The following is a 20,429-nucleotide window of genomic DNA, read 5'->3' as shown; positions in this document are numbered from 1 at the left end:
CGAAAGGGTTCTAGCCTTTGGTAGCCAACCAGATGACATGACGGGCGCCGCTTTTGCCATTGGCGCGCGTATTGACCACCTCGGCGGCAAAACCGCTGTCGCGCAGCCGCCGTGTGAAGCGATCGTCAGGTCCCGAAGACCAGACCGCGAGCACGCCACCGGGCCGCAGCGCATCGCGTGCTGCCTTCAATCCCTGATAATCGTAAAGACCGTCATTGGCTTCTGATGTGATGCCATCCGGGCCGTTGTCGACATCGAGCAGGATGGCGTCGTATGTCGCCTTGCGGGCTCGGATGAGCGGACGCACATCGCCTTCGTGGATGGCGACGCGCGGGTCGTCGAGGCAGCCGTTGAAGACTATTGCCATCGGCCCGCGTGCCCATGTGACGACGGCCGGAACCAGCTCCGCAACCGTGACCTTGGCGTCCGCACCGAGTTCACCGAGGGCTGCCCGCAAGGTAAAGCCCATGCCGAGGCCGCCGATCAGGATGTGCGGCGCCTTCCGGTCCTTGATCTTTTCGTAGGAAAGCGTGGCTAGTGCCCGCTCCGAGCCGCTCAAGCGGCTGTTCATCAGCTCGTTGGTGCCGAGCATGATGGAGAATTCCTGGCCGCGCTGCTTCAAGCGCAGCTCGCCGCCACCGGGGATTTTCGCAGTGTCGAGCAAGGTCCAGGGGATCACGGGCACTCTCCAAAGCAATTCCAGGAAAAATGCGTGAGCCGCTTTCCGTCCGGAATTGCATGTAAAATAGGTCGTTTCGAATTGCCCGGGACCATAGTCTTTCAAAGCTGCAAATAACAGACGTGCTTATCCGAGACGGATATAGGGCACATCCTTTTTCGCAACTTCGTCCAGCGCTTCCTCATAGCCGGCGTCGGCATAGCGCATGACACCAAGCGCCGTGTCATTGGTCAGCGCGTGATCGAGCCGTTCATCGGCCGCCGGCGTGCCATCGGCGACCACGGTGACGCCACAGCTCGTCATATAGCCGGCATAGCCGCCGCCGCCGGAATGGACGACGACGAGATCGGCCATGGATGAGCAGAGCATCATGGCGTCGATCAGCGGCCAGTCGGCGATGGCGTCGGAGCCATCCTTCATGCGCTCGGTCATGATATTCGGATGCGCCATGGCGCCGGCATCGAGATGGTCGCGCGAAAAGGCGATCGGCCCCCTCAGCTCGCCGCTTGCCACAAGCTCGTTGACGCGGCGGGCAAGTGCTGTGCGCTCGCCATGGCCAAGCCAAGCGATGCGCGCCGGCAGCCCTTCGAAGGGCACATGCTGGCGGGCAAGGCGGATCCAGTTGGTGATGATCTTATTGTCCGGGAACATCTCCAGCAGCAGATCGTCGATGCGGGCTATATCGCTTTCCTCGCCCGAAAGCGCCATCCAGCGGAATGGACCGATGGCGCGGCAGAAGAGCGGCCGCAGATAGGCTTCGGTGAAGATCGGGATATCGAAGGCGTTGGCAACGCCGCCTTCCTTCGCCTGGGTGCGGATCAGGTTGCCGTTGTCGAAGACTTCGGAGCCCTTCTTCTGGAAGTCCAGCATGGCCTTCACATGCTCGACGATGGAGGCGCGGCTGGCTGCCATGAGCTGGCCCTGGCCATCGTCGCGCAAATCCCGAACCTGTTGCAGGCTCATGCCCTTTGGCACATAGCCATAGACGAGATCGTGGGCGGAGGTCTGATCGGTGACGATATCGGGCACGATGCCGCGCCGTGCGATCTCAGGGTAGATCTCGGCCGCATTGCCGACGAGGCCGACGGAAAGCGCCCGCTTTTCCTTGACCGCGGCGTCGATCATCGCCAGCGCGGAATCGAGATCGGGCGCGATCTCCTGCAGATAGCCGATGTCCTGGCGTTTCCTGGCGCGCTCCGCATCGATGTCGACGCAGAGGATCGCGGCACCCGCCATGCGGCCGGCGAGAGGCTGCGCGCCGCCCATTCCGCCGAGACCGGCGGTCAAAACGAAGCGGCCGAAGAGATCGCCGCCGAAGCGGCGCTCGGCGATGCGCATGAAGATTTCGTAGGTGCCCTGGATCACGCCCTGGCTGCCGATATATTGCCAGGCGCCGGCCGTCAGCCCACCCCAGCAGATCAGCCCCTTGCGCTGCAGTTCGTAGAACACTTCTGCCTTCGCCCACTGCCCGACGATATTGCAGTTCGCCATGATGACGAGCGGCGCCTTGTCATGCGTGCGGATGAGGCCGATCGGCTTGCCGGATTGAATGAGCAGCGTCTGGTTCTCATCCATTTCCGTCAGCGCCTTCACGATGCCCTTATGTGCTGCCCAATTGCGGGCCGCCTTGCCGAGGGCTGCGTAGACGACAAGATTGTCTGGATCTTCGCCGACCGAGAGCACGTTTTCGAGCAGGCGCAGCAGGGCCTCCTGCCGCCAGCCTTTGGCACGCAGCTCCGGGCCGCCCGGAATGGGGAATTTCGGGTGACGTGGATTGGCTTTCGGCATGGTCCTCTTACCTCTTGTTTGGTGGTCTTCCTTCTCCTCCCCGATGAGGAGAAGAGGGTGGCACCCCTCGGCATTCATTTCGGCGGCAGGCCTTCAACGAAATTCAGCGCGGCCAAAAGCAGTCGCTTGCGTAGCATGTCGTTGCCATAGGCTTCCGGCCCGGCGCGCACCCATCCCTGCATTTCGCGGCCGCCTGACAACATGGGTTTGATATCACGCTGCTCCAGCGCCCAGGCATCATTGCCCTTGCCGAGGCGGATCAGCATGCCGTCGTCGCGGGCGCCGCAAAGCAAGTTGCCGTTGAGCAGAAGGGCCCAACCCCCGAACATCGTTTTTTCGCTGAGGCCCGGCCGTTGCCCGATTTCTTCTTTCAGCAATTCCTCAAGACCTGCGTCGCGTGCCATTGTCTTCTCCCGGTGCTGTCAGCCTTTCTTGCCGGCCAGAGCGTATTTCGCGATCTCTATCCCCATGGCTTTTTCGACAGAGGGATAGACGGTCGGATCGAGCACGCTGGCAGACAGCGGAATGATATCCATCGGCACATGCAGGATGAAGACGTGCATGCCTTCGCGCAAGTGACCGACGCTTAAGGGCTCGCCTTCCGGCGACAGCGTGGTGATGACGGAGGGGAAGGTCGCAAGGCGCTTGCCGCCGGCATCTTCGACCGCCATGTATTCGTTCATCACATGCATGACCACGGCCTTCTCGCCGCTGCCGACCGTGACGGTGCCGATATCGAAGGCTTCCTTCGTGTAGACGACATCCTTCCTGGTGATCGTGCCTTCGGCCAGGATATGGCCGCCGGTGGTCTTGCAGATCGCGTCTATGACGGCGCTGCCGCCCTTCTTCTCTGCCTCGATGATCGCTTCGCCGAGCGAAAGCGCCATGGAGATGCCGCCCAGCGCCGCATGCGTGCGGACATAGGAGGCGCGCAGCGGGTTGCGGCAGGAGGCGATGAAACCGCCGGACTGGTCGGAGGCCGCGCGCAGGATCGGCGAAATCTTCGCCGTCGCGCCCTTCACGACCAGCTCGATATAGCGGTTCTCGGCGCGGTTGCCGCCGACCGCGGTCTGGATCATCTGCTCGGGCGAACCCGCCATGCCGATCGAGCCCATGTCGCCCGTCGGATGGGCGCGGATGTCGCCGACCGCGTCCACGACCTTCGTTCCGAGGATGGCCGATGGCAGCCAGCCGTTCAGCGTCGAGGACTTACCATTCTGGCCGATGATCAGGCCGGAAAGCTTTTCGCCAAGCTCGTCCTGCAGCAGTTGCACGGCTTTCACGTAATCGATGCCCTGCATTTCCCAGGCGGTCGTGGAGGCAGGCGCGCCAATGGCGGCGGCCGTTGCGATCCAGTCGTTGTCGTCGAGCTCGTCGATCGACACCAGCTCCGGCTTGCCGACGTTGACGGCCGCATAGCCGAGCATGCGGCCGTGATCGGCCCAGCCGCCGCCGCCGGCAGCGTAAACGGAGCCACCCTTGACGGCCGCTTCCACATCCTTGGCAACGAGTACGCGTCCCATTGGCTACTCCCGGTTTTGCTTGAGGTTCCTGTCCATGTCGCGCACCGCTTCGAACAGAACGGCCGCGCCCATGGCGATGTCATCATTCTCGGCCCATTCCTCGGCGCAATGGCTTCGGCCTTCCTTGCAGGGCACGAAGATCATCGCTGCCGGTGCGACCTTGGCGATCCACGCCGTGTCGTGGCCGGCGCCGGAGGCCATGCGGCGATGCTTAGCACCGACCGTGTCGCAGGCGCGCTCCAGCGTTTCCAGCAGAACCGGAGCGCCCGGCGTCGGGAAATTATCGGAGACACGGACCGGCGACTTGATGGTCACTCCGTAAGCTTCCGCTATCCGTTGCACTGCAGCGTCGATCCAGGCCAGGAACTCTTCCATGTCGCTGCGGATTTCGGCGCGGCCGTCGATCAGCAGCACCACCTTGGACGGCACGACATTGGCGGCATTCGGCTCGATGCGGAATTCGCCCACGGTGGCGGCGAAATGGCCCGGCGTCTTCGCCTGCTCGGCCGCTCGGCTCCGGATATCGAGCACGAGCTGCGAGGCGGCCACCAGCGCATCCGCGCGGCGGTCCATCGGCGTTGTGCCGGCATGGTCGGCGCGGCCTTCCACGGTGATCTCGATGCGCGTGATGCCGGCGATCGCGGTGACGATGCCGATATCCTTGTTCTCTGCCTCCAGCACCGGTCCCTGCTCGATATGCAGTTCCAGGAAGCCTGCGAGATCCGGGCGCTTCTGGGCGAGCAGCACCGACGGGTCGCCGCCGACCTCTGCAATGCCCTGCGAAAGCGTGCGGTCACCGCTCACGCGGGAAAGCCACGCCTCGGGGATCTGCCCGGTCATGCCGCGGCTGCCGATGCAGGATACGCCGAAGATGCTGACCTCTTCGGCCAGGAAATCGACGATCTCCAGATCATGATCCAGCTCGATATCGCGATCTTTAAGGGAGCGCGCAACTTCGAGCGCAGCAATGGTGCCGGCAATGCCGTCGAAGCGGCCGCCATCGGGTACGGTGTCGGAATGCGATCCGACGAGGATCGTGCCGAGACCGGATTTTGCGCCCGCGCGCCGGCCGATCAGATTGCCGGCGGCATCGATGCGCGTCGTGAGCCCCGCCGCCTTCATGCGCGCCTCAATGTAAGTGCGACCTTTCAGAAACAGCGGCGAGAAGGCGCGGCGTGTCCAGGGGTGATCGGGTTCCGTGATGCCAGCCAGCGCCTCGATATCCTCGGCGATGCGATCGGCGTTGACAGGCAGGTTGTGGCGTTTTGGTTGGTTCATCAGGCAGTCTCTCCGGCGATAATCTGGCGAGGAAGCGGGTGGACAAATCTGCCGCTGCCCGGCTCGGCCAATACTTTGTTTCCGTCAGTAATCTGCTTGCCCCTAAGATAGGTGGCGGATACCGTCCAAGGCAGGCGGATGCCGTTATAGGGGCTCCAGCCGACGACATTGTTGCCGCTCGAAGCAGCATCGTAGACGGTTTCGCGCGGTTCCAGCACCACGATATCGGCATCCTTGCCAGGGGTTAGCGCCCCCTTGATATGGTCGAGGCGGAAGTGCCTTGCGGGATTTTCCGCCATCAGCTTCGCCGCCCAGGTGAGCGGCACGCCGCGCTCCAGCGCGCCCTTGACGAAGAGCGGCACCATGACTTCGAGGCCCGGAACACCCGATGCGTTTGCCAGCATGTCCGGATTGGTCTTGCGGTTTTCCGACCAACTGACATGGTCGGTCGAGACAAGCCAGACATTGCCTTCCGCCACCTTGCGCCACAGCGTCTCCACTTCGGCACGCGGGCGGATCGGCGGATTGATCTTTGCCTTGCCGCCAAGGCGCTTCACGTCGTTTTCCTCGTCCAGCGTCAGGTAGTGAATGCAGCACTCCACCGTCGCCTCGAAGCCGTCGCGGCGGTAGGCGCGGGCAATATCGTAGCCGCGGCCGAGCGAGCAATGCACCACATGCGCCGGGCAGCCGGTGTCCGCGCCCGTCTCGAAGATCGTATGCATGGCAAGCAGTTCGGTGATCGGCGGTCGTGACAGGCCGTGTGCGCGATAGTCGCTGATACCGCTCGCCTTCACCTGCTCCATATAGGTGCGGACGGCTTCATCATCCTCATTGTGCACACCGGCCGTCAGCCCCGTCGGTGCGATCGCCGCGAAGCAGGCGTCGAGCAGGGCCGGCGGAATGCGCGGGAAGCGCTTCGGGTCCGTGCCGAATGTGGAGAATTTGAAGGCGGCGACGCCGGCCTCGACCATTTCGCGGATGCGTGCAGGCCCTTCCTCCGGGTCGACCGTGCCGTAAAGCGCAAAGTCTACGCGGGCTTGCGGCGCGGCACGATCGATCTTCTTTTTCACCGCCGCTGCCGAGCAGACCAGATTGCCCTCGTCATAGGGCATGTCGACTATGGTGGTAACGCCGCCGGCGGCTGCCGAGCGCGTCGACCAGATGAAATCCTCCTGGTCTTTCTGGGAGAGCGAATGGACCTGCGCATCGATCGCGCCGGGCAGGATCATTGCTTTGCCGAGCAGATGCCGTTCGCGCGCTGCGGGTGGGGTGCCGATGCCGATCTCTGCGATCTTGCCATCGCGCACGGCAACATAACCCTCTTCCACGATGCGTTCGGGAAGAACCACGGTGCCCTGCAGAACGAGATCGAAATCAGCCATATCCAGTCTCCCCGTTCACCGGTTGATCAGATCGCGACAGTGTCGTGATAGAGCCGCTCTTCCACTCGCTCCAGCGAGCCGAGGGCGAAGAAGTCATCATAGGCGAGGATCGGCGCATGGGCGATCATCTCGGACACGAAGGCTTCTGAGGCCAGTTCCTCTTCGATCGCTTCAACTTCGGCCGATAACGGTCGGTCGACGACATAGAAGTCCGCATGTTTGCGCACGACGTCGTAGAGCATGCGCGCCACACCTTCCGGCGTGTCGCCGAGAATGTCGATCGCCTGCGCCGAGAGCAGGGCTTCCAGTGCCGCAAGACGCTTCAGCGCCCGCATCTGCCGCTCGAAACGTTCGATCACCAGCGGCAAGAAGGCGGCTTCATCCTCCATGCCGGCGGCAACCACCAGTGACTGCGCCGAGACCGGATTGGACATGGACAGCACCCGCGAAAAGATCTCGCCGGCAAGCTTGATGATCGGGCCGAAGCCGGTGGCGATCTTGCCTTCGGGCACCAGATTGACCGGCAGGCCGCGCCGTTGGCCATTGCCGAGCAGGACGCAACGATTGAAGGCATTGCGCGCCGCATGCGCCATGCAGATGACCGCAGCCTCGAGCAAGATGGTCACGTCGAGTGGCAGGGAACCACCCGATGTCATGACGCGACCGTCGACGATGACGGGATTGTCGTCGGAGCGGCCCGTCGCCGCCAGGATCTTATGACCGGCGGCCAGAAGATTTTCGATCACCGCGCCGAAGACCTGGCCGATCATGCGTAAGCTTAAGGGGTCCTGCACATGTGTCGCGACGGGCCATGGCCATTCGTCGGAGGCTTTGCAAAGCCATGCACCGATCAGGGCTTCGCGCGCCGTGCCGACGTGTCGTACCGCGTGCCAGGGATCACGCGAGGCACCGAGCGCGCCGGCCGCCATCATGCCGGTCGCGAGCAATACGCGGATCGAGGAGGCGGCATTGCGGGTCGTTTCGGCGGCCGCCGCGAAACTGACGGCGTTGACGCTGAGCGACGCCAGGCTGTCGCGCGGCAGCATCCTCACCGGCTTGATGCCTGCCGCGGCAAAGGCATCCGCCGCCTGCATGCGCCGGCCGTGATAGACCGCTTCGCCGACCCCGGTCAGCACCGCGCCGATCTGCCCCATCAGGCCAATATCGGCGCAGCCGATCGAGCCGGTGCGGCGGACGACGGGAATGACATCCGCATGCAGAAGCTGGAGATAGGCGTCGATCAGTTCCGGCGAGCAGCCGACCCGGCCGGTAAGCGCGGTATTGACCCGGATCGCCATGGCATTGCGCACGACGGACAAGGAAAAGGGTGCCCCGGTGCCGAAATGATGGGCGCGTACCAGGCCAAGATTGAAGGTGTCGAGGTCTTCCGGCGACCACTCCACATCCTTCATCGCTCCAACGCCGGTGGTCGAGCCATAGACGGGCATGCCGGATTCGATCGTGCTTTCGAGAACTTCGCGCGCCGCGCGCACGCGCACCAGGCCGCTTTCCGATGCCGAGGGGATCACGACGCCAGCGCCGATCCGCACCAGATCGCTGAACCCCAGGGGTTGCCCGGTGAGTTCGATGCCGGCCTTCTGACGCTCCATCTTTGCGGTTCTCCTTTCCCGTGAGGTTATGCGAGCATAATTGATAATGGGATATCCCAAATGTCGAACACCTGCCATACCGCGCGAGCAGAAGTACATGCAAAGCAGGCTGCTGCATCACCCTGCAATGCGGCAGGATTGACGAATGGACGTCGCCGCCGTTTCTATGCCGAACGATCCGCTCAATCTCGGAAAAGCGCGGCGATGAAGATTCCTGAACTACCTTTTACAGTAACGAATTGGGATGAGATTTCGCCGACCAAGCATACAGGCGAAAGCGGCTATGCGCTCTGGCGGACATTGAATATCGGCGACATCCGTGTTCGAATTGTTGAATATACGCCCGGCTATGTGGCCGATCATTGGTGCGATCGAGGCCACATTATCTACGTGCTCGAAGGCGAATTGATCTCCGAGTTGAAGGATGGGCGGGTATCGATCCTCACGCAGGGGATGAGCTATCAAGTGTCCGATTTCGGCGACGCCGCGCACCGGTCATCGACGAAGACAGGCGTTAAGTTGTTCATCGTCGACTGAAATCGCCCAAGGGGCTACCGCGACATAGCGCATACGAGTGCCCTGGCCGCAACGGCGCGGCCACGGGAGCAGGTCAGCTCAAAAGCCATGCAATATAAATCAGCACGAGCGCGATGATCCAAAGCGCCAGGCGTCCGGAACGGCTGTGCTTCGCCTCGGCCTTGCCGATCGCCTCCGCCGTCTGCGGATCGAAGCGCAGACCGTTTTCGCTCATGGCGAGGAGTTCGTGGTGGAATTTCTCGGTCTTGGCCGCGATTTCGGGGACGGCTTCGGCAAGTTTCACGGCCGCTTTCAAACCGTCCTTCAGGTCGGTTACGATACGCTTGGGTCCGAGATTGGTGCGAATCCAGTCGCCGACGACGGGTTCCGACGCCTTCCACATGTTGAAGCGCGGATTGAGCATGCGCGACACGCCCTCGACCACGACCATGGTCTTCTGCAGCATCACCAGTTCCGGCCGCGTCTCCATATCGAAAAGCTCGGTCACTTCGAAGAGCAGTGTCAGCAGTTTGCCCATGGAGATCGTTTCGGCCGGCTGGCCGTGGATCGGTTCGCCGATGGCGCGGATCGCCTGCGCGAAACTCTCTGTGTTGTGATGCGCCGGCACGTAGCCGGCCTCGAAATGCACCTCGGCGACACGGACATAGTCGCGGGTGATGAAGCCATAGAGAATTTCGGCCAGGAAGCGGCGTTCCTTTTTGCCGAGGCGCCCGACGATGCCCATGTCGACGGCGACGATCTCCCCTTCGGCATCGACGAAGAGATTGCCGGGATGCATGTCGGCGTGGAAGAAGCCGTCGCGTAGCGTATGTCGCAGGAAGGACTGGATCAGCGTGTCGGCGAGCAGGTTGAGATCGTGGCCGGCGGCCTTCAGCCCCTCGACATCGGACATCTTGACGCCGTCGATCCACTCCATGGTGATGACGTCGCGGCCGGTGCGTTCCCAATCGACCTTGGGGACGCGGAAGCCTGGATCTTTCTCGGTGTTTTCGGCGATCTCGGAAAGAGCCGCCGCCTCGAGCCGCAGATCCATCTCGACCTTGGTCGTCTGCTCCAGTGTCCGCGTCACTTCAACAGGCCGCAAGCGGCGGCTCGACGGCATGAAGCGTTCCTGCAGACCGGCAACAAGATACATCGCCTTGATATCGTTGACGAAGCGCTGGCGGACGCCCGGCCGGACGACCTTGACGGCAACGCGCTTGCGGCCTTGCGCGGTCTGCACTTCCGCTGGATGCACCTGCGCAATCGACGCGGCGGCAATCGGTTCGTCAAAGCTTACGTAGAGATCGTCGAGCGGGCGACCGAGCGAACCCTCGATTGCAGCCTTTGCCGCCGCATTCGGAAAGAAAGCCATGCGGTCCTGCAATTGCGAAAGGTCGTTGGCCATGTCGACGCCGACGACATCGGGTCGCGTCGCCAGGAACTGGCCGATCTTCACATAGGAAGGTCCGAGACGCTCGACCGCCTTGGCCAAACGATCGCTGCGCGCCTGGGTCTTGGCACGCTTGCGGGCAAAAATGCTGACGAAGGATTTCGCAAGGCTGACGGAGGGCGGCAGTCCCTCGGACGGAAGCGCGATGACCACGCCTTCGCGCACCATCACCCAGCCGACCCTGATGAGGCCGAAATATGCGGTGAAAGCACTCATCGGGTCTCAATGTCTCGCTGGATGCCAGCCGAAAACCGCGTCACATTTTTCGGTATCATGCGTCAGAGCTTCCAGCCGGAGTGCAGGGCGGCGATGCCGCCGGTATAGTTGGTAAAGCTCACGCGCGAAAAGTCTGCCTCGCGGATCATCGTCGCGAAATCCTGCTGGTTCGGAAATTTGCGGATCGATTCCACCAGGTACTGATAGGGTTCGGCATCGCCGGTGATTGCCTTGCCGAACTGTGGAATGGCGTTGAAGGACCAGGCATCGTAGACGCGGTCGAGCAGCGGCAGGTCGACTTCGGAAAATTCCAGCACCAGCAGCCGGCCGCCGCGCTTCAGCACGCGGTAGGCTTCCTTCAATGCCACATCGATACGCGGCACGTTGCGGATGCCGAAAGCGATCGTATAGGCGTCGAAGGAGTTCGGCTCGAAGGGCAGTTCCTCGGCGTTGGCTTCGACGAAGGTGAGGTTGTCGGTAAGCTTCTTCTTCGCAGCGCGCTCTGCGCCCACACCCAGCATCGAGCCGTTGATATCGAGCACGGTGGCGTGCGCCAGCCGGTTCGAGGCCTCGACGATGCGGAAGGCGATGTCGCCCGTACCGCCGGCAACGTCGAGGACCTTATAGGCAGGGTCCTTGCGCGGATTGAGCGCGGCGATCATCGCATCCTTCCAGGCCCGGTGCAGGCCCATGGACATGACGTCGTTCATGATGTCGTAGCGTTTGGCGACCTTGTGGAACACCTCGTTGACGAGACCTTGCTTCTCGCCATCGGCCACTTCGCGGAAGCCATAGGATGTTTCCATGCCGCCATCGGCGGAGGTGCGGCTTTCTGCCATCAGCTCAACTCCGTTACATAAATTCGTGGCGGACCATAGCGAAATCGCGTTTGCCACGCTATCTCCTGAGCCAGGTCACCAGCCGCAATGCTTTGGGCTATAGCTCAGATCATAAGCGGTTGAAACATAAAGATGGATAGCAATGCCGGAATTACCAGAGGTCGAAACCGTCAGGCGCGGGCTTGCGCCTTCGATGGAAGGTGCGCTGCTCGCCGAACTGGAGCTGCGGCGCAACGATCTTCGCTTTCCCTTTCCGCCCGAGTTTTCGCGCCTCGCGTCCGGCCGCGGCATCACGTCGCTGTCGCGCCGCGCGAAATATCTGCTGATCGATCTCGATGATGGCATGACGATCGTATCGCATCTCGGCATGTCCGGCTCGTTTCGCATCGAGAATGGAGCGATTGCCGATACGCCGGGTGACTTCCATCATCCGCGCTCGAAAGACGAGAAGCATGATCATGTCATCTTCCATTTAAAGGGCGCCAACGGCCCTGCGCGCGTCATTTACAACGATCCCCGCCGTTTCGGCTTCATGGACATCGTCCGGCGCGCGGATCTTGCGAGTCATCCTTCCTTCCGCGATCTCGGCCCGGAGCCGACCGGCAATGAATTGAGCGCCGACTATCTGGCCGAACGTTTCTCGGGCAAGGCGCAGCCGCTGAAAAGCGCATTGCTCGACCAGAAGAATATCGCCGGGCTCGGCAATATATATGTGTGCGAGGCGTTATGGCGTTCGCATCTGTCGCCGCAGCGCGCCGCCGGGACATTGGTGACCGAAGCCGGCCAGCCGAAAGAGCAATTGCTTCAGCTGGTCGTCGCAATCCGCGAGGTCATCGCCGATGCCATAGCCGCCGGCGGTTCGTCATTGCGCGATCATATCCAGACGGATGGCTCGCTCGGCTATTTCCAGCATTCCTTTTCCGTCTACGATCGCGAGGCGGAGCCTTGCAGGACGCCCGGCTGCGGCGGTACGGTCGCCCGCATCGTCCAGGCGGGGCGCTCTTCTTTCTATTGCGCCTTCTGCCAAAGCTAATGTGAAGGGAGAGACACATGGCCTATGAAACCCTCATCGTCGAAACGCATGAGGCCGTCGGTCTCATCAGGATCAACCGGCCGCAGGCACTGAATGCGCTGAATTCGACGGTGCTTGCCGAATTGAAGCAGGCGTATGGCGCTTTTCATGCGGACGAGGCGATCGGCGCAATCGTGCTGACGGGCTCGGAAAAGGCCTTCGCCGCCGGCGCCGACATCAAGGAGATGCAGCCGCTCGAATTCGCCGATGTCTATAAGAGCGATTTCATTAGCGGCTGGGACGAGGTCGCCAAGGCGCGCAAGCCCGTCATCGCGGCCGTCAGCGGCTTTGCGCTCGGCGGCGGCTGCGAGCTTGCCATGATGTGCGACTTCATCATTGCTGCCGATACGGCAAAGTTCGGCCAGCCGGAGATCACGCTCGGCATCATTCCGGGCATGGGCGGTTCGCAGCGCCTGACGCGCGCCGTCGGCAAGGCGAAGGCGATGGATCTGATCCTGACCGGCCGGATGATGGATGCCGCTGAAGCGGAGCGTTCCGGCCTCGTGTCGCGCATCGTGCCGGCCGACAAGCTGATCGACGAGGCGCTGACCGCCGCCGCCAAGATCGCCTCACTATCGCGCCCCTCGGTGCTGATGGCCAAGGAGGCGGTCAACCGGGCGCTGGAGACGACGCTGGAAGAGGGCCTGCGCTTCGAGCGCCGGCTGTTCCACAGCCTGTTTGCCACCGAGGATCAGAAGGAAGGCATGGCGGCCTTCATCGAGAAGCGCAAACCCGTCTTCAAGAACAGGTGAAGCGAGATTCCGGAATTGCGCGGGTTCCGTGAGAATCCGCGTTGACGCCGACGCTCATTCCGGTTATATGCCCGCCACAGTTTGGAAAGCCGATCTGGTTTTCCGCAATTGCTCCCGCATTGCTGGATGAAGTGGCCGCAAGGCCCGCGCTGCACTGACGGAGTTATGTTCGAATTCTAAGAGAGGCATACATGGCCAATACCAGCTCGGCGAAAAAAGCGACCCGCAAGATCGCCCGCCGCACCGATGTCAACAAGGCTCGTCGCTCGCGCGTTCGCACTTTCGTCCGCCAGGTCGAAGAAGCCATCGCATCGGGTGATGCGGATCGTGCGAAGGAAGCCTTCCTCGTAGCGCAGCCGGAACTGGCTCGCGCTGCCACCAAGGGCGTCCTGCATGCCAACACCGCTTCCCGCAAGGTCTCGCGTCTTGCCAAGCGTGTGAAGGCACTTTCGGCCCCGACCGCGTAATTTTTCCTTAACGATTTGATCGTTAGACTTGAGCCCGGCCCTTGTGCCGGGCTTTTTGGATTCAGCCAAAATTGGGCTGTATGGTAAAAATGTAGCCGGCTGACCATGTCACTGAGGTGACAGAAAAAACCGTTTAAAAACAAGCGGTTATAGCAGGATGCCCCGATATTGGGTGATCTGCATGACGGCCCGCGGGCTCCCGGGTGAGTCAAGGATTTTTTTTATTTTTTTGTTTTGAAAGCTGTGGGAATCGCGCTGAACGGGAATCTCCTTGATTCAAAAGCGATTCTTTTTTGACGGGGTTGTGACACTCAAAAACGGCCTCCGGAGTCAAGGACCGCCTCTTAATTTTGTGTAAAATTCATCGTTGATCTCAGCCTACGATCCTGCCTAAATGACTTTCAACAAGGGGCGCGGACATCATCTCAAACGGCTTCGGCGAACACTGCCAGTCACGGCAGCGGGGGGTGGTTTTTGTTCCTTGTGACGGAGCGGTTCAGTTCCGTTTTTTCAAACAGTTGACGAGTTAAGGCCACTGGCGGTAACGCCTGCGGAACGAGGAAACTTGTCTGCTCTTTGCAGCCTAAGTCCCAAGCGTGGCTGCGGGGAGGGGAGAAAAATTGACAGCCGTTTGGGGCAGTCGGTCGGAATACGAGGACCGGGCGACTGCTTCAGATGCAAACACCAAGACGAAGGCCGCTCGGGGAGCAGTTTTCGCCAGGGTGTTTCGCGTAAGGTCCTATTGGCTTGGACCCGGCTGATGAACCGGTATGCGGCGAAGCTCGGAACCACGAGCGCGACCGCTATGCCATGGCGTAGACCTAAGGGCGGCGGTATTATCCAAAACCGCCCTATAAAAAGAGACTGTGGAAGGCGGCATTATGCAAATGATTACGAGAACGACGGGTGCGTTGGAAAACGGGGACAATGCACAGCAGGCGTTCAGTGCGGTTTGTCTTGAAGCGGCGGGGGAAAAAGGAGATATGCAGCATAACGTATTGTTCGAGCGTGTCAGTGCGCGCTTGAAGGCTCAGGTCGGTCCGGATGTTTATGCTAGCTGGTTTGCGCGGCTTAAGCTGCATTCGGTATCGAAGAGCGTCGTACGGCTGACTGTTCCGACGACGTTTCTGAAGTCCTGGATCAACAATCGTTATCTCGATCTGATCACCAACCTGTTCCAGGCAGAAGATGCTGAAATCCTGAAGGTTGAAATTCTCGTACGCACGGCGACCCGCCACGGCGCGAAGCCTTGCGTGGACGAACATGTAGCGGTGCCCGACACGGCTTCCGTGGCGCCGATCCGTCGCCCGGTTGCCCAGCCTGCCGGCCAGGTCGTTGCTCAGACGATCTCCGCGGCAGCCGCCGCCCGACCGGCGACCGTAGGTGCGCCGCTGTTCGGCTCGCCGCTCGACTCCCGCTTTACCTTCGATACCTTTGTCGAAGGCAGCTCCAACCGCGTCGGCCTTGCTGCCGCCAAGACGATTGCTGAAGCCGGCTCCGGCGCAGTGCGCTTCAATCCGCTCTTCGTCCATGCGACGGTCGGCCTCGGCAAGACGCACCTTTTGCAGGCGATCGCCAATGCTGCCGTGCAGAATCCGCGCGGACTGCGCGTCGTCTATCTGACGGCGGAATATTTCATGTGGCGCTTCGCCACCGCCATTCGCGACAATGACGCGCTGACGTTGAAGGACTCGCTGCGCAACATCGATCTTCTGATCATCGACGACATGCAGTTCCTGCAGGGCAAGATGATCCAGCATGAGTTCTGCCATCTGCTCAATATGCTGCTCGACAGCGCCAAGCAGGTCGTCGTTGCCGCCGACCGCGCGCCCTGGGAGCTTGAATCGCTCGATCCGCGCGTACGTTCGCGTCTTCAGGGCGGTGTCGCCATCGAGGTCGAGGCGCCGGACTACGAGATGCGTCTCGAAATCCTCAAGCGCCGCCTGGATGCTGCCCGCATGGACGATCCGTCGCTGGAAATCCCGGCCGAACTTCTCTCGCATGTTGCCCGCAATGTGACCGCGAGCGGCCGTGAGCTAGAAGGCGCTTTCAACCAACTGATCTTCCGCCGTTCTTTCGAGCCGAACCTGACGGTCGAGCGTGTTGACGAGTTGTTGGCCCATCTGGTCGGCTCCGGCGAGCCGCGCCGTGTCCGCATCGAGGACATCCAGCGTATCGTGGCGCGCCATTACAATGTCTCCCGCCAGGAGCTGGTTTCCAACCGTCGCACCCGCGTCATCGTCAAGCCGCGCCAGATCGCCATGTATCTGTCGAAGACGCTGACGCCGCGCTCCTTCCCAGAGATCGGTCGCCGTTTTGGTGGTCGTGACCACACGACCGTGCTGCATGCGGTGCGTAAGATCGAGGAGCTGATTTCCGGTGACAGCAAGCTGTCGCATGAAATCGAGCTGTTGAAGCGTCTGATCAACGAATAAGACGCGCCGTTATCGGCAATTTTATCCACGGCCGGCTTCATCGCCGGCCGTTTTCATTTATGCGGCTTTTATTCTATAGATGTCTGAAATACTGAATCGGATGCCCGGCCGGAGGAGGCCGGCGCGCCGAACGGGAGGATGTCTATGGGTTTTGACAGGATTGCCGTTCTCGGTCTTGGAAAGGTCGGGCGGCTCGCCGCCACGTTGTTGCATGAAAGCGGTTTCGCCGTCACCGGCATCGACGCGCATTTGCCCGCGGAGGCCGTGCCTTTCGCCTGTGAGGTCGGAAATGTCTCCGATCCGGCGCTGATCGGCGATCTCTTTTCCCGCGTCGATGCCGTGCTCTCCTGCCTTCCGTTTCACCTGAACGCCGATCTGGCGCGCCTTGCCCATGGCGCCGGCATTCATTACTTCGATCTGACCGAGGATGTGCCGACCACAAACGGCATTATCGAGCTTGCAAAGAGCGCGCGCGGCCTGATGGCGCCGCAATGCGGCCTGGCGCCCGGTTTCGTCGGCATTGTCGGTGCGAGCCTTGCCGATGTCTTTGATCGCTGCCGCTCGATCCGCATGCGCGTCGGTGCCCTGCCGCAGAATCCGACCGGACTGTTGGGTTATGCCTTCAACTGGTCGCCGGAGGGCGTGGTCAACGAATATCTGAATGACTGCGAAGTCATCGAGGGTGGTGTCCGCAAGCTGGTCTCGCCGATGGAATGGCATGAGACGCTCTATGTCAACGGCGTCAAGCTCGAAGCCTTCACCACCTCGGGCGGCCTGGGGACCATGTGCAGCACCATGCTCGGCCGGGTGGAAAACCTCGATTATAAAACCATGCGATATCCCGGCCACATGGAGCTGATGAATTTCTTCTTCCATGAGTTGCTGATGCGCGACCGCCGCCAGCTTGCCGGTGAGATCCTGACCGAGGCGAAGCCGCCGGTCGATGACGATGTCGTCTATGTCCATGTTTCCGCCGAAGGCACGATCAACGGCAATCTGCGCCGGCGGGAATTCGTGCGGGCCTATTATCCGATCGAAGTCGTCGGCGAGAGCCGCACCGCCATTTCCTGGACCACATCGGCCTCCGTCGTCGCCGTTATCGAGCTGGTACGCGCCGGCCGTTTGCCGTCGACTGGCTTCCTGCATCAGGAACATATTCCGCTCGACACCTTCCTGGAGACGCGGACCGGCAGCCTGTTCAAGGGTGGCATCACGCATCACGGATGACGCCGCCTATGCCGGTGGCGGCGTATGCGAGACCTCGGAAAACAGCCAGGTACGGAAGGCGGCGATGGCCGGCCGTTCCAACGCGGCGGGCGGATAGACCAGATGGTAGGCCAGCGTGCTGGCAAGCCCCATCGGGAAGGGCGCAACAATCGTGCCCTCTGCCAAATCTTTTTCGATGAAGGAGCGCCGCATCAGCGCGATGCCGAGCCCCGCTTTCATGGCATGGTAAGCGCCGGTGCCGTCGGTGAAGATCGGCCCGCGCGTGGCGTCGACCCCGGTTGCGCCCGCTGCCTGCAGCCAGAGCTGCCAATCGCGCCGGTAGACATCATGGATCAGCGTCAGGCCAGCCAGCGCGTCGGCTGTGGGTGAGGGGCCAAGCGAAGCGGCGGTCTCAGGCGTGCAGACCGGCACGTATTCGTCATCGAGCAGCCGCTCGCTCGCCAGGCCTTCATAGCCGCCGAGCCCGTGGCGGATGGCGATGTCGATGCCGTCGCGCTGGAAATCCATCATCCGGTGCGAGGCACTGATCCTGAGATCGATCTCGGGATGCGCCTGTTCGAAACGCATCAGCCGCGGCACCAGCCAGTGTGTGGCAAAGCCCGCGGTGCAGGTGACGGTCAGCACCGTATCGCGTGCCCGCATCGTCAGTGCCGCCGTCGCCTCTCGCACCAGGCGAAAGGCGGTGCGCAGCGTCGCGAAATAATCCGCACCGTCAGCCGTCAATGCCAGGCCCCGCGCCCGACGGTCGAAAAGCCGCACACCGAGCGCGGTTTCGAGATCGCGCACCTGAAGGCTGACCGCACCTGGGGTCACATGCAGCTCCCTGGCGGCAATCGTCATGCTCAGATGCCGCGCCGAGGCTTCGAAGGCGCGCAGCGCCGAAAGGGAAGGCAATTGATCCATGACGATTGAGTTCAGCTAAACGATCGAACGAAAAAGACTCGTTTGCCAGAGCTTCCTATTAGCGGGATTATTCCATCAGTTTCGGATGTTGGCAAGAAAGTGCTTCTTCACCAGCATCGAGCTTAACTCATAGAATGGAAAACAGGAGATATCGCCATGGCGCAGAAATCTATGGGCGCTGCGGAATGGGGCATGCTGCTTGGATTATCGGTCCTCTGGGGCGGCTCGTTTCTGTTCAACGGCATCCTGGTACATCAACTGCCGCCCTTCACCATCGTCGCCTCGCGCGTCGCCTTGGCGGCGATAGCCTTGCACGTCATCGTCCGGATGACCGGCCAGGCGATGCCGCGCGACCGTCAGACCTGGGCCGCCTTCTTCGGCATGGGTATCCTCAACAATGTCATTCCCTTCCTGCTGATCGTCTGGGGCCAGACCCATATTGCCAGCGGTCTGGCCTCCATCCTCAACGCAACGACGCCGCTCTTCGCCGTCGTGGTGGCGCATTTTCTGACGACGGACGAGAAAATGACCGGCAATCGCCTGATCGGCGTTGTCGTCGGTTTTGCCGGCGTCGCGCTGATGATCGGCCCGTCGGTGCTGAGCAGCTTCGGTTCGAACGTGCTGGCCCAGCTCGCCGTGCTGGGCGCCGCCTTCTCCTATTCGCTCGCCGGCATTTTCGGCCGCCGTTTCCGTCGCATGGGTCTCGCGCCCATCATTCCCGCGGCCGGACAGGTGACGGCCTCGACCATCCTGCTGCTGCCGGTTGCCCTTTTTGTCGATCATCCTTGGACGCTCGGCACGCCTTCGACAGAGACCTGGGTGGCGCTGGCGGGATTGGCGATCCTCTCGACCGCAATCGCCTATGTCCTGTTCTTCCGCATCCTGGCAACGGCGGGCGCCACCAACCTGATGCTGGTCACCTTCCTTATCCCCGTCAGCGCCATCCTGCTCGGCGCGCTGATCCTCGGCGAACAATTGCAGCCGAAGCACTTTATCGGCATGGCGATGATTGCGGTCGGCCTTGCGGCGATCGATGGACGATTACTCGCTTTCGGGAGAAGACGCGTGGCGGCAGAGTAGGGTGGATTGCCGCCTTTTCAGCACGCCAGATCCGCGACCACGGAATCAAGGATCAGCATGCCCGCCGGTGTGCAGCGCAGGCGGGAATTGCCGAGGCGCTCGATAAAGCCGTGTTCCAGCAGGAGCTGCTCGCGCTTCGGATCAGGCTCTCTGCCGGAAAGCTGCTGCCAGCGCACGAGATCGATCCCTTCTTTCAGGCGCAGGCCCATCAGCAGCAACTCATCGGCTTGCTCGTCGAAGCCGAGCATCTCCTGCTCGAGGATGCCATGGCCGTCGCGCTCGACCAGCTCCAGCCAGCTTTCCGGCTTCCGCTCGGTCGACGTCGCCAGCTTCTTCGGGCCTTGGGTCAGCCGGCCGTGGGCGCCGGGGCCGATGCCGGCATAGTCTCCATAGCGCCAATAGGTGAGATTGTGGCGGCTCTCGGCGCCGGGGCGCGCATGGTTGGAAACCTCATAGGCCGGCATGCCCTCGCGTTCGGTAATCTCCTGCGTCGCCTCGTAGAGCAGCGCCGACTGGTCGCCATCCGGTACGATCAGCTTGCCCGCCTTGTGCAGGCCATAGAAGGGCGTGCCTTCCTCGATGGTCAATTGATAGAGCGAGAGGTGGTCGACGGCGTAGGAAATCGCCTCCTTCAGCTCGCGCTCCCATTCCTCGACGGTCTGGTTGGGGCGGGCATAGATGAGGTCGAAGGACATGCGCGGAAAGATCTCGCGCGCCAGCTTGATCGCCTTCAGCGCATCGGCGACGTCGTGGAGCCGGCCCAGGAATTTCAGATCGCGGTCGTTCAGCGCCTGCACGCCCATGGACACGCGATTGACCCCCGCCGCACGATAGCCGCGGAAACGCTCGGCTTCGACGCTGGACGGATTGGCCTCCATGGTGATCTCAATACCGTTAGGCACATGCCAGGTCTGGGCAATGCCGTCGAGGATCGCACCGACAGTTTCCGGCTTCATCAGCGAAGGCGTGCCGCCGCCGAGGAAGATGCTGGTCACCGTCTTCGGCCCGCTGATCATCCGCATCGTCGCCATTTCTTTCAGAAAGGCGGTAGCGAAACGCTCCTGATCGACCGGCTGATGGCGGACATGGCTGTTGAAATCGCAGTAGGGACACTTGGCCGCGCAAAAGGGCCAATGCACATAGACGCCGAAACCGGGTTCGCCGGTATCCGGTAGCAATTGCGCCCCGCGCATCAGGTCCTGCGTATCT

General features: G+C 61.8%; 18 protein-coding genes. 7 read left to right on the top strand and 11 right to left on the bottom strand.

Features of this window, described 5'->3' with window-relative positions; translation table 11 throughout:
• Window positions 1-10: 10 nt before the first annotated feature.
• The 7 genes from GGD50_RS18730 to GGD50_RS18700 form a co-directional block, all read right to left on the bottom strand.
• Window positions 11-679, bottom strand: coding sequence for a spermidine synthase (locus tag GGD50_RS18730; RefSeq protein WP_107106776.1), 669 nt, complete (start codon window positions 677-679; stop codon window positions 11-13).
• 126 nt (window positions 680-805) lie between these two features.
• A complete protein-coding gene (locus GGD50_RS18725; protein ID WP_107106777.1) occupies window positions 806-2,467 on the bottom strand; it encodes a thiourocanate hydratase in 1,662 nt (553 codons plus the stop codon).
• A gap of 74 nt (window positions 2,468-2,541) precedes the next feature.
• Window positions 2,542-2,871, bottom strand: coding sequence for a TfoX/Sxy family protein (locus GGD50_RS18720; RefSeq protein WP_107106778.1), 330 nt, complete (start codon window positions 2,869-2,871; stop codon window positions 2,542-2,544).
• Window positions 2,872-2,889: 18 nt separating this feature from the next.
• A complete protein-coding gene (locus GGD50_RS18715; protein ID WP_107106779.1) occupies window positions 2,890-3,990 on the bottom strand; it encodes a thiohydantoin desulfurase in 1,101 nt (366 codons plus the stop codon).
• Window positions 3,991-3,993: 3 nt separating this feature from the next.
• Window positions 3,994-5,268, bottom strand: a complete 1,275-nt coding sequence (locus tag GGD50_RS18710; protein WP_107106780.1) for a Zn-dependent hydrolase — start codon at window positions 5,266-5,268, stop codon at window positions 3,994-3,996.
• On the bottom strand, window positions 5,268-6,650 hold the full coding sequence (locus GGD50_RS18705; RefSeq protein ID WP_107106781.1) for a dihydroorotase: 1,383 nt from the start codon (window positions 6,648-6,650) through the stop codon (window positions 5,268-5,270). The genes GGD50_RS18710 and GGD50_RS18705 overlap by 1 nt, the downstream gene beginning before the upstream one ends.
• 26 nt (window positions 6,651-6,676) lie before the next feature.
• Window positions 6,677-8,260 carry an aromatic amino acid lyase gene (locus tag GGD50_RS18700; RefSeq protein WP_107106782.1) on the bottom strand — a complete coding sequence of 528 codons (1,584 nt, stop codon included), beginning with the start codon at window positions 8,258-8,260 and terminating at the stop codon, window positions 6,677-6,679.
• A 204-nt stretch (window positions 8,261-8,464) separates the two neighbouring features.
• Between GGD50_RS18700 and GGD50_RS18695 the strand changes: the two genes are divergently transcribed.
• A complete protein-coding gene (locus tag GGD50_RS18695; protein ID WP_107106783.1) occupies window positions 8,465-8,797 on the top strand; it encodes a DHCW motif cupin fold protein in 333 nt (110 codons plus the stop codon).
• A gap of 73 nt (window positions 8,798-8,870) precedes the next feature.
• On the opposite strand, the gene ubiB is transcribed toward GGD50_RS18695, so the two are convergent.
• Both ubiB and ubiE read right to left on the bottom strand, forming a co-directional pair.
• The gene (gene ubiB, locus GGD50_RS18690; protein WP_107106784.1) at window positions 8,871-10,445 is read right to left on the bottom strand and encodes a 2-polyprenylphenol 6-hydroxylase; all 1,575 of its coding nucleotides are present in this window, start codon (window positions 10,443-10,445) and stop codon (window positions 8,871-8,873) included.
• Window positions 10,446-10,507: 62 nt separating this feature from the next.
• Window positions 10,508-11,284: a bifunctional demethylmenaquinone methyltransferase/2-methoxy-6-polyprenyl-1,4-benzoquinol methylase UbiE gene (gene ubiE, locus GGD50_RS18685; protein ID WP_107106785.1), complete on the bottom strand. Its 777-nt coding sequence runs from the start codon at window positions 11,282-11,284 to the stop codon at window positions 10,508-10,510.
• A gap of 142 nt (window positions 11,285-11,426) precedes the next feature.
• Here ubiE and mutM point away from each other — a divergent pair, with 142 nt between their 5' ends.
• From mutM to GGD50_RS18660, 5 genes are all read left to right on the top strand, one after another.
• A complete protein-coding gene (mutM, locus tag GGD50_RS18680; RefSeq protein ID WP_107106786.1) occupies window positions 11,427-12,317 on the top strand; it encodes a bifunctional DNA-formamidopyrimidine glycosylase/DNA-(apurinic or apyrimidinic site) lyase in 891 nt (296 codons plus the stop codon).
• A gap of 17 nt (window positions 12,318-12,334) precedes the next feature.
• Entirely contained in the window at window positions 12,335-13,108 is a 774-nt protein-coding gene (locus GGD50_RS18675) for an enoyl-CoA hydratase (protein WP_107106787.1), read from the top strand.
• A 191-nt stretch (window positions 13,109-13,299) separates the two neighbouring features.
• A complete protein-coding gene (gene rpsT / locus GGD50_RS18670) occupies window positions 13,300-13,575 on the top strand; it encodes a 30S ribosomal protein S20 (protein ID WP_107106788.1) in 276 nt (91 codons plus the stop codon).
• 881 nt (window positions 13,576-14,456) lie between these two features.
• Entirely contained in the window at window positions 14,457-16,010 is a 1,554-nt protein-coding gene (dnaA, locus tag GGD50_RS18665) for a chromosomal replication initiator protein DnaA (RefSeq protein WP_107106789.1), read from the top strand.
• A 144-nt stretch (window positions 16,011-16,154) separates the two neighbouring features.
• Window positions 16,155-17,237: a saccharopine dehydrogenase family protein gene (locus tag GGD50_RS18660; RefSeq protein WP_107106790.1), complete on the top strand. Its 1,083-nt coding sequence runs from the start codon at window positions 16,155-16,157 to the stop codon at window positions 17,235-17,237.
• A gap of 6 nt (window positions 17,238-17,243) precedes the next feature.
• Here the strand turns inward: GGD50_RS18660 and gcvA are convergent, their stop codons facing one another.
• A complete protein-coding gene (gene gcvA / locus GGD50_RS18655; protein WP_107106791.1) occupies window positions 17,244-18,140 on the bottom strand; it encodes a transcriptional regulator GcvA in 897 nt (298 codons plus the stop codon).
• Between the two features lie 156 nt (window positions 18,141-18,296).
• On the opposite strand from gcvA, the gene GGD50_RS18650 reads away from it, so the two are divergent.
• Entirely contained in the window at window positions 18,297-19,220 is a 924-nt protein-coding gene (locus tag GGD50_RS18650; protein WP_107106792.1) for a DMT family transporter, read from the top strand.
• Between the two features lie 17 nt (window positions 19,221-19,237).
• On the opposite strand, the gene hemW is transcribed toward GGD50_RS18650, so the two are convergent.
• A complete protein-coding gene (hemW, locus tag GGD50_RS18645; RefSeq protein ID WP_107106793.1) occupies window positions 19,238-20,413 on the bottom strand; it encodes a radical SAM family heme chaperone HemW in 1,176 nt (391 codons plus the stop codon).
• Window positions 20,414-20,429: the final 16 nt, after the last annotated feature.

Source organism: Martinezella paranaensis (genome assembly GCF_014200235.1).
Taxonomy (GTDB): domain Bacteria; phylum Pseudomonadota; class Alphaproteobacteria; order Rhizobiales; family Rhizobiaceae; genus Rhizobium; species Rhizobium paranaense.
This window is presented reverse-complemented; position numbering and strand designations above follow the sequence as displayed.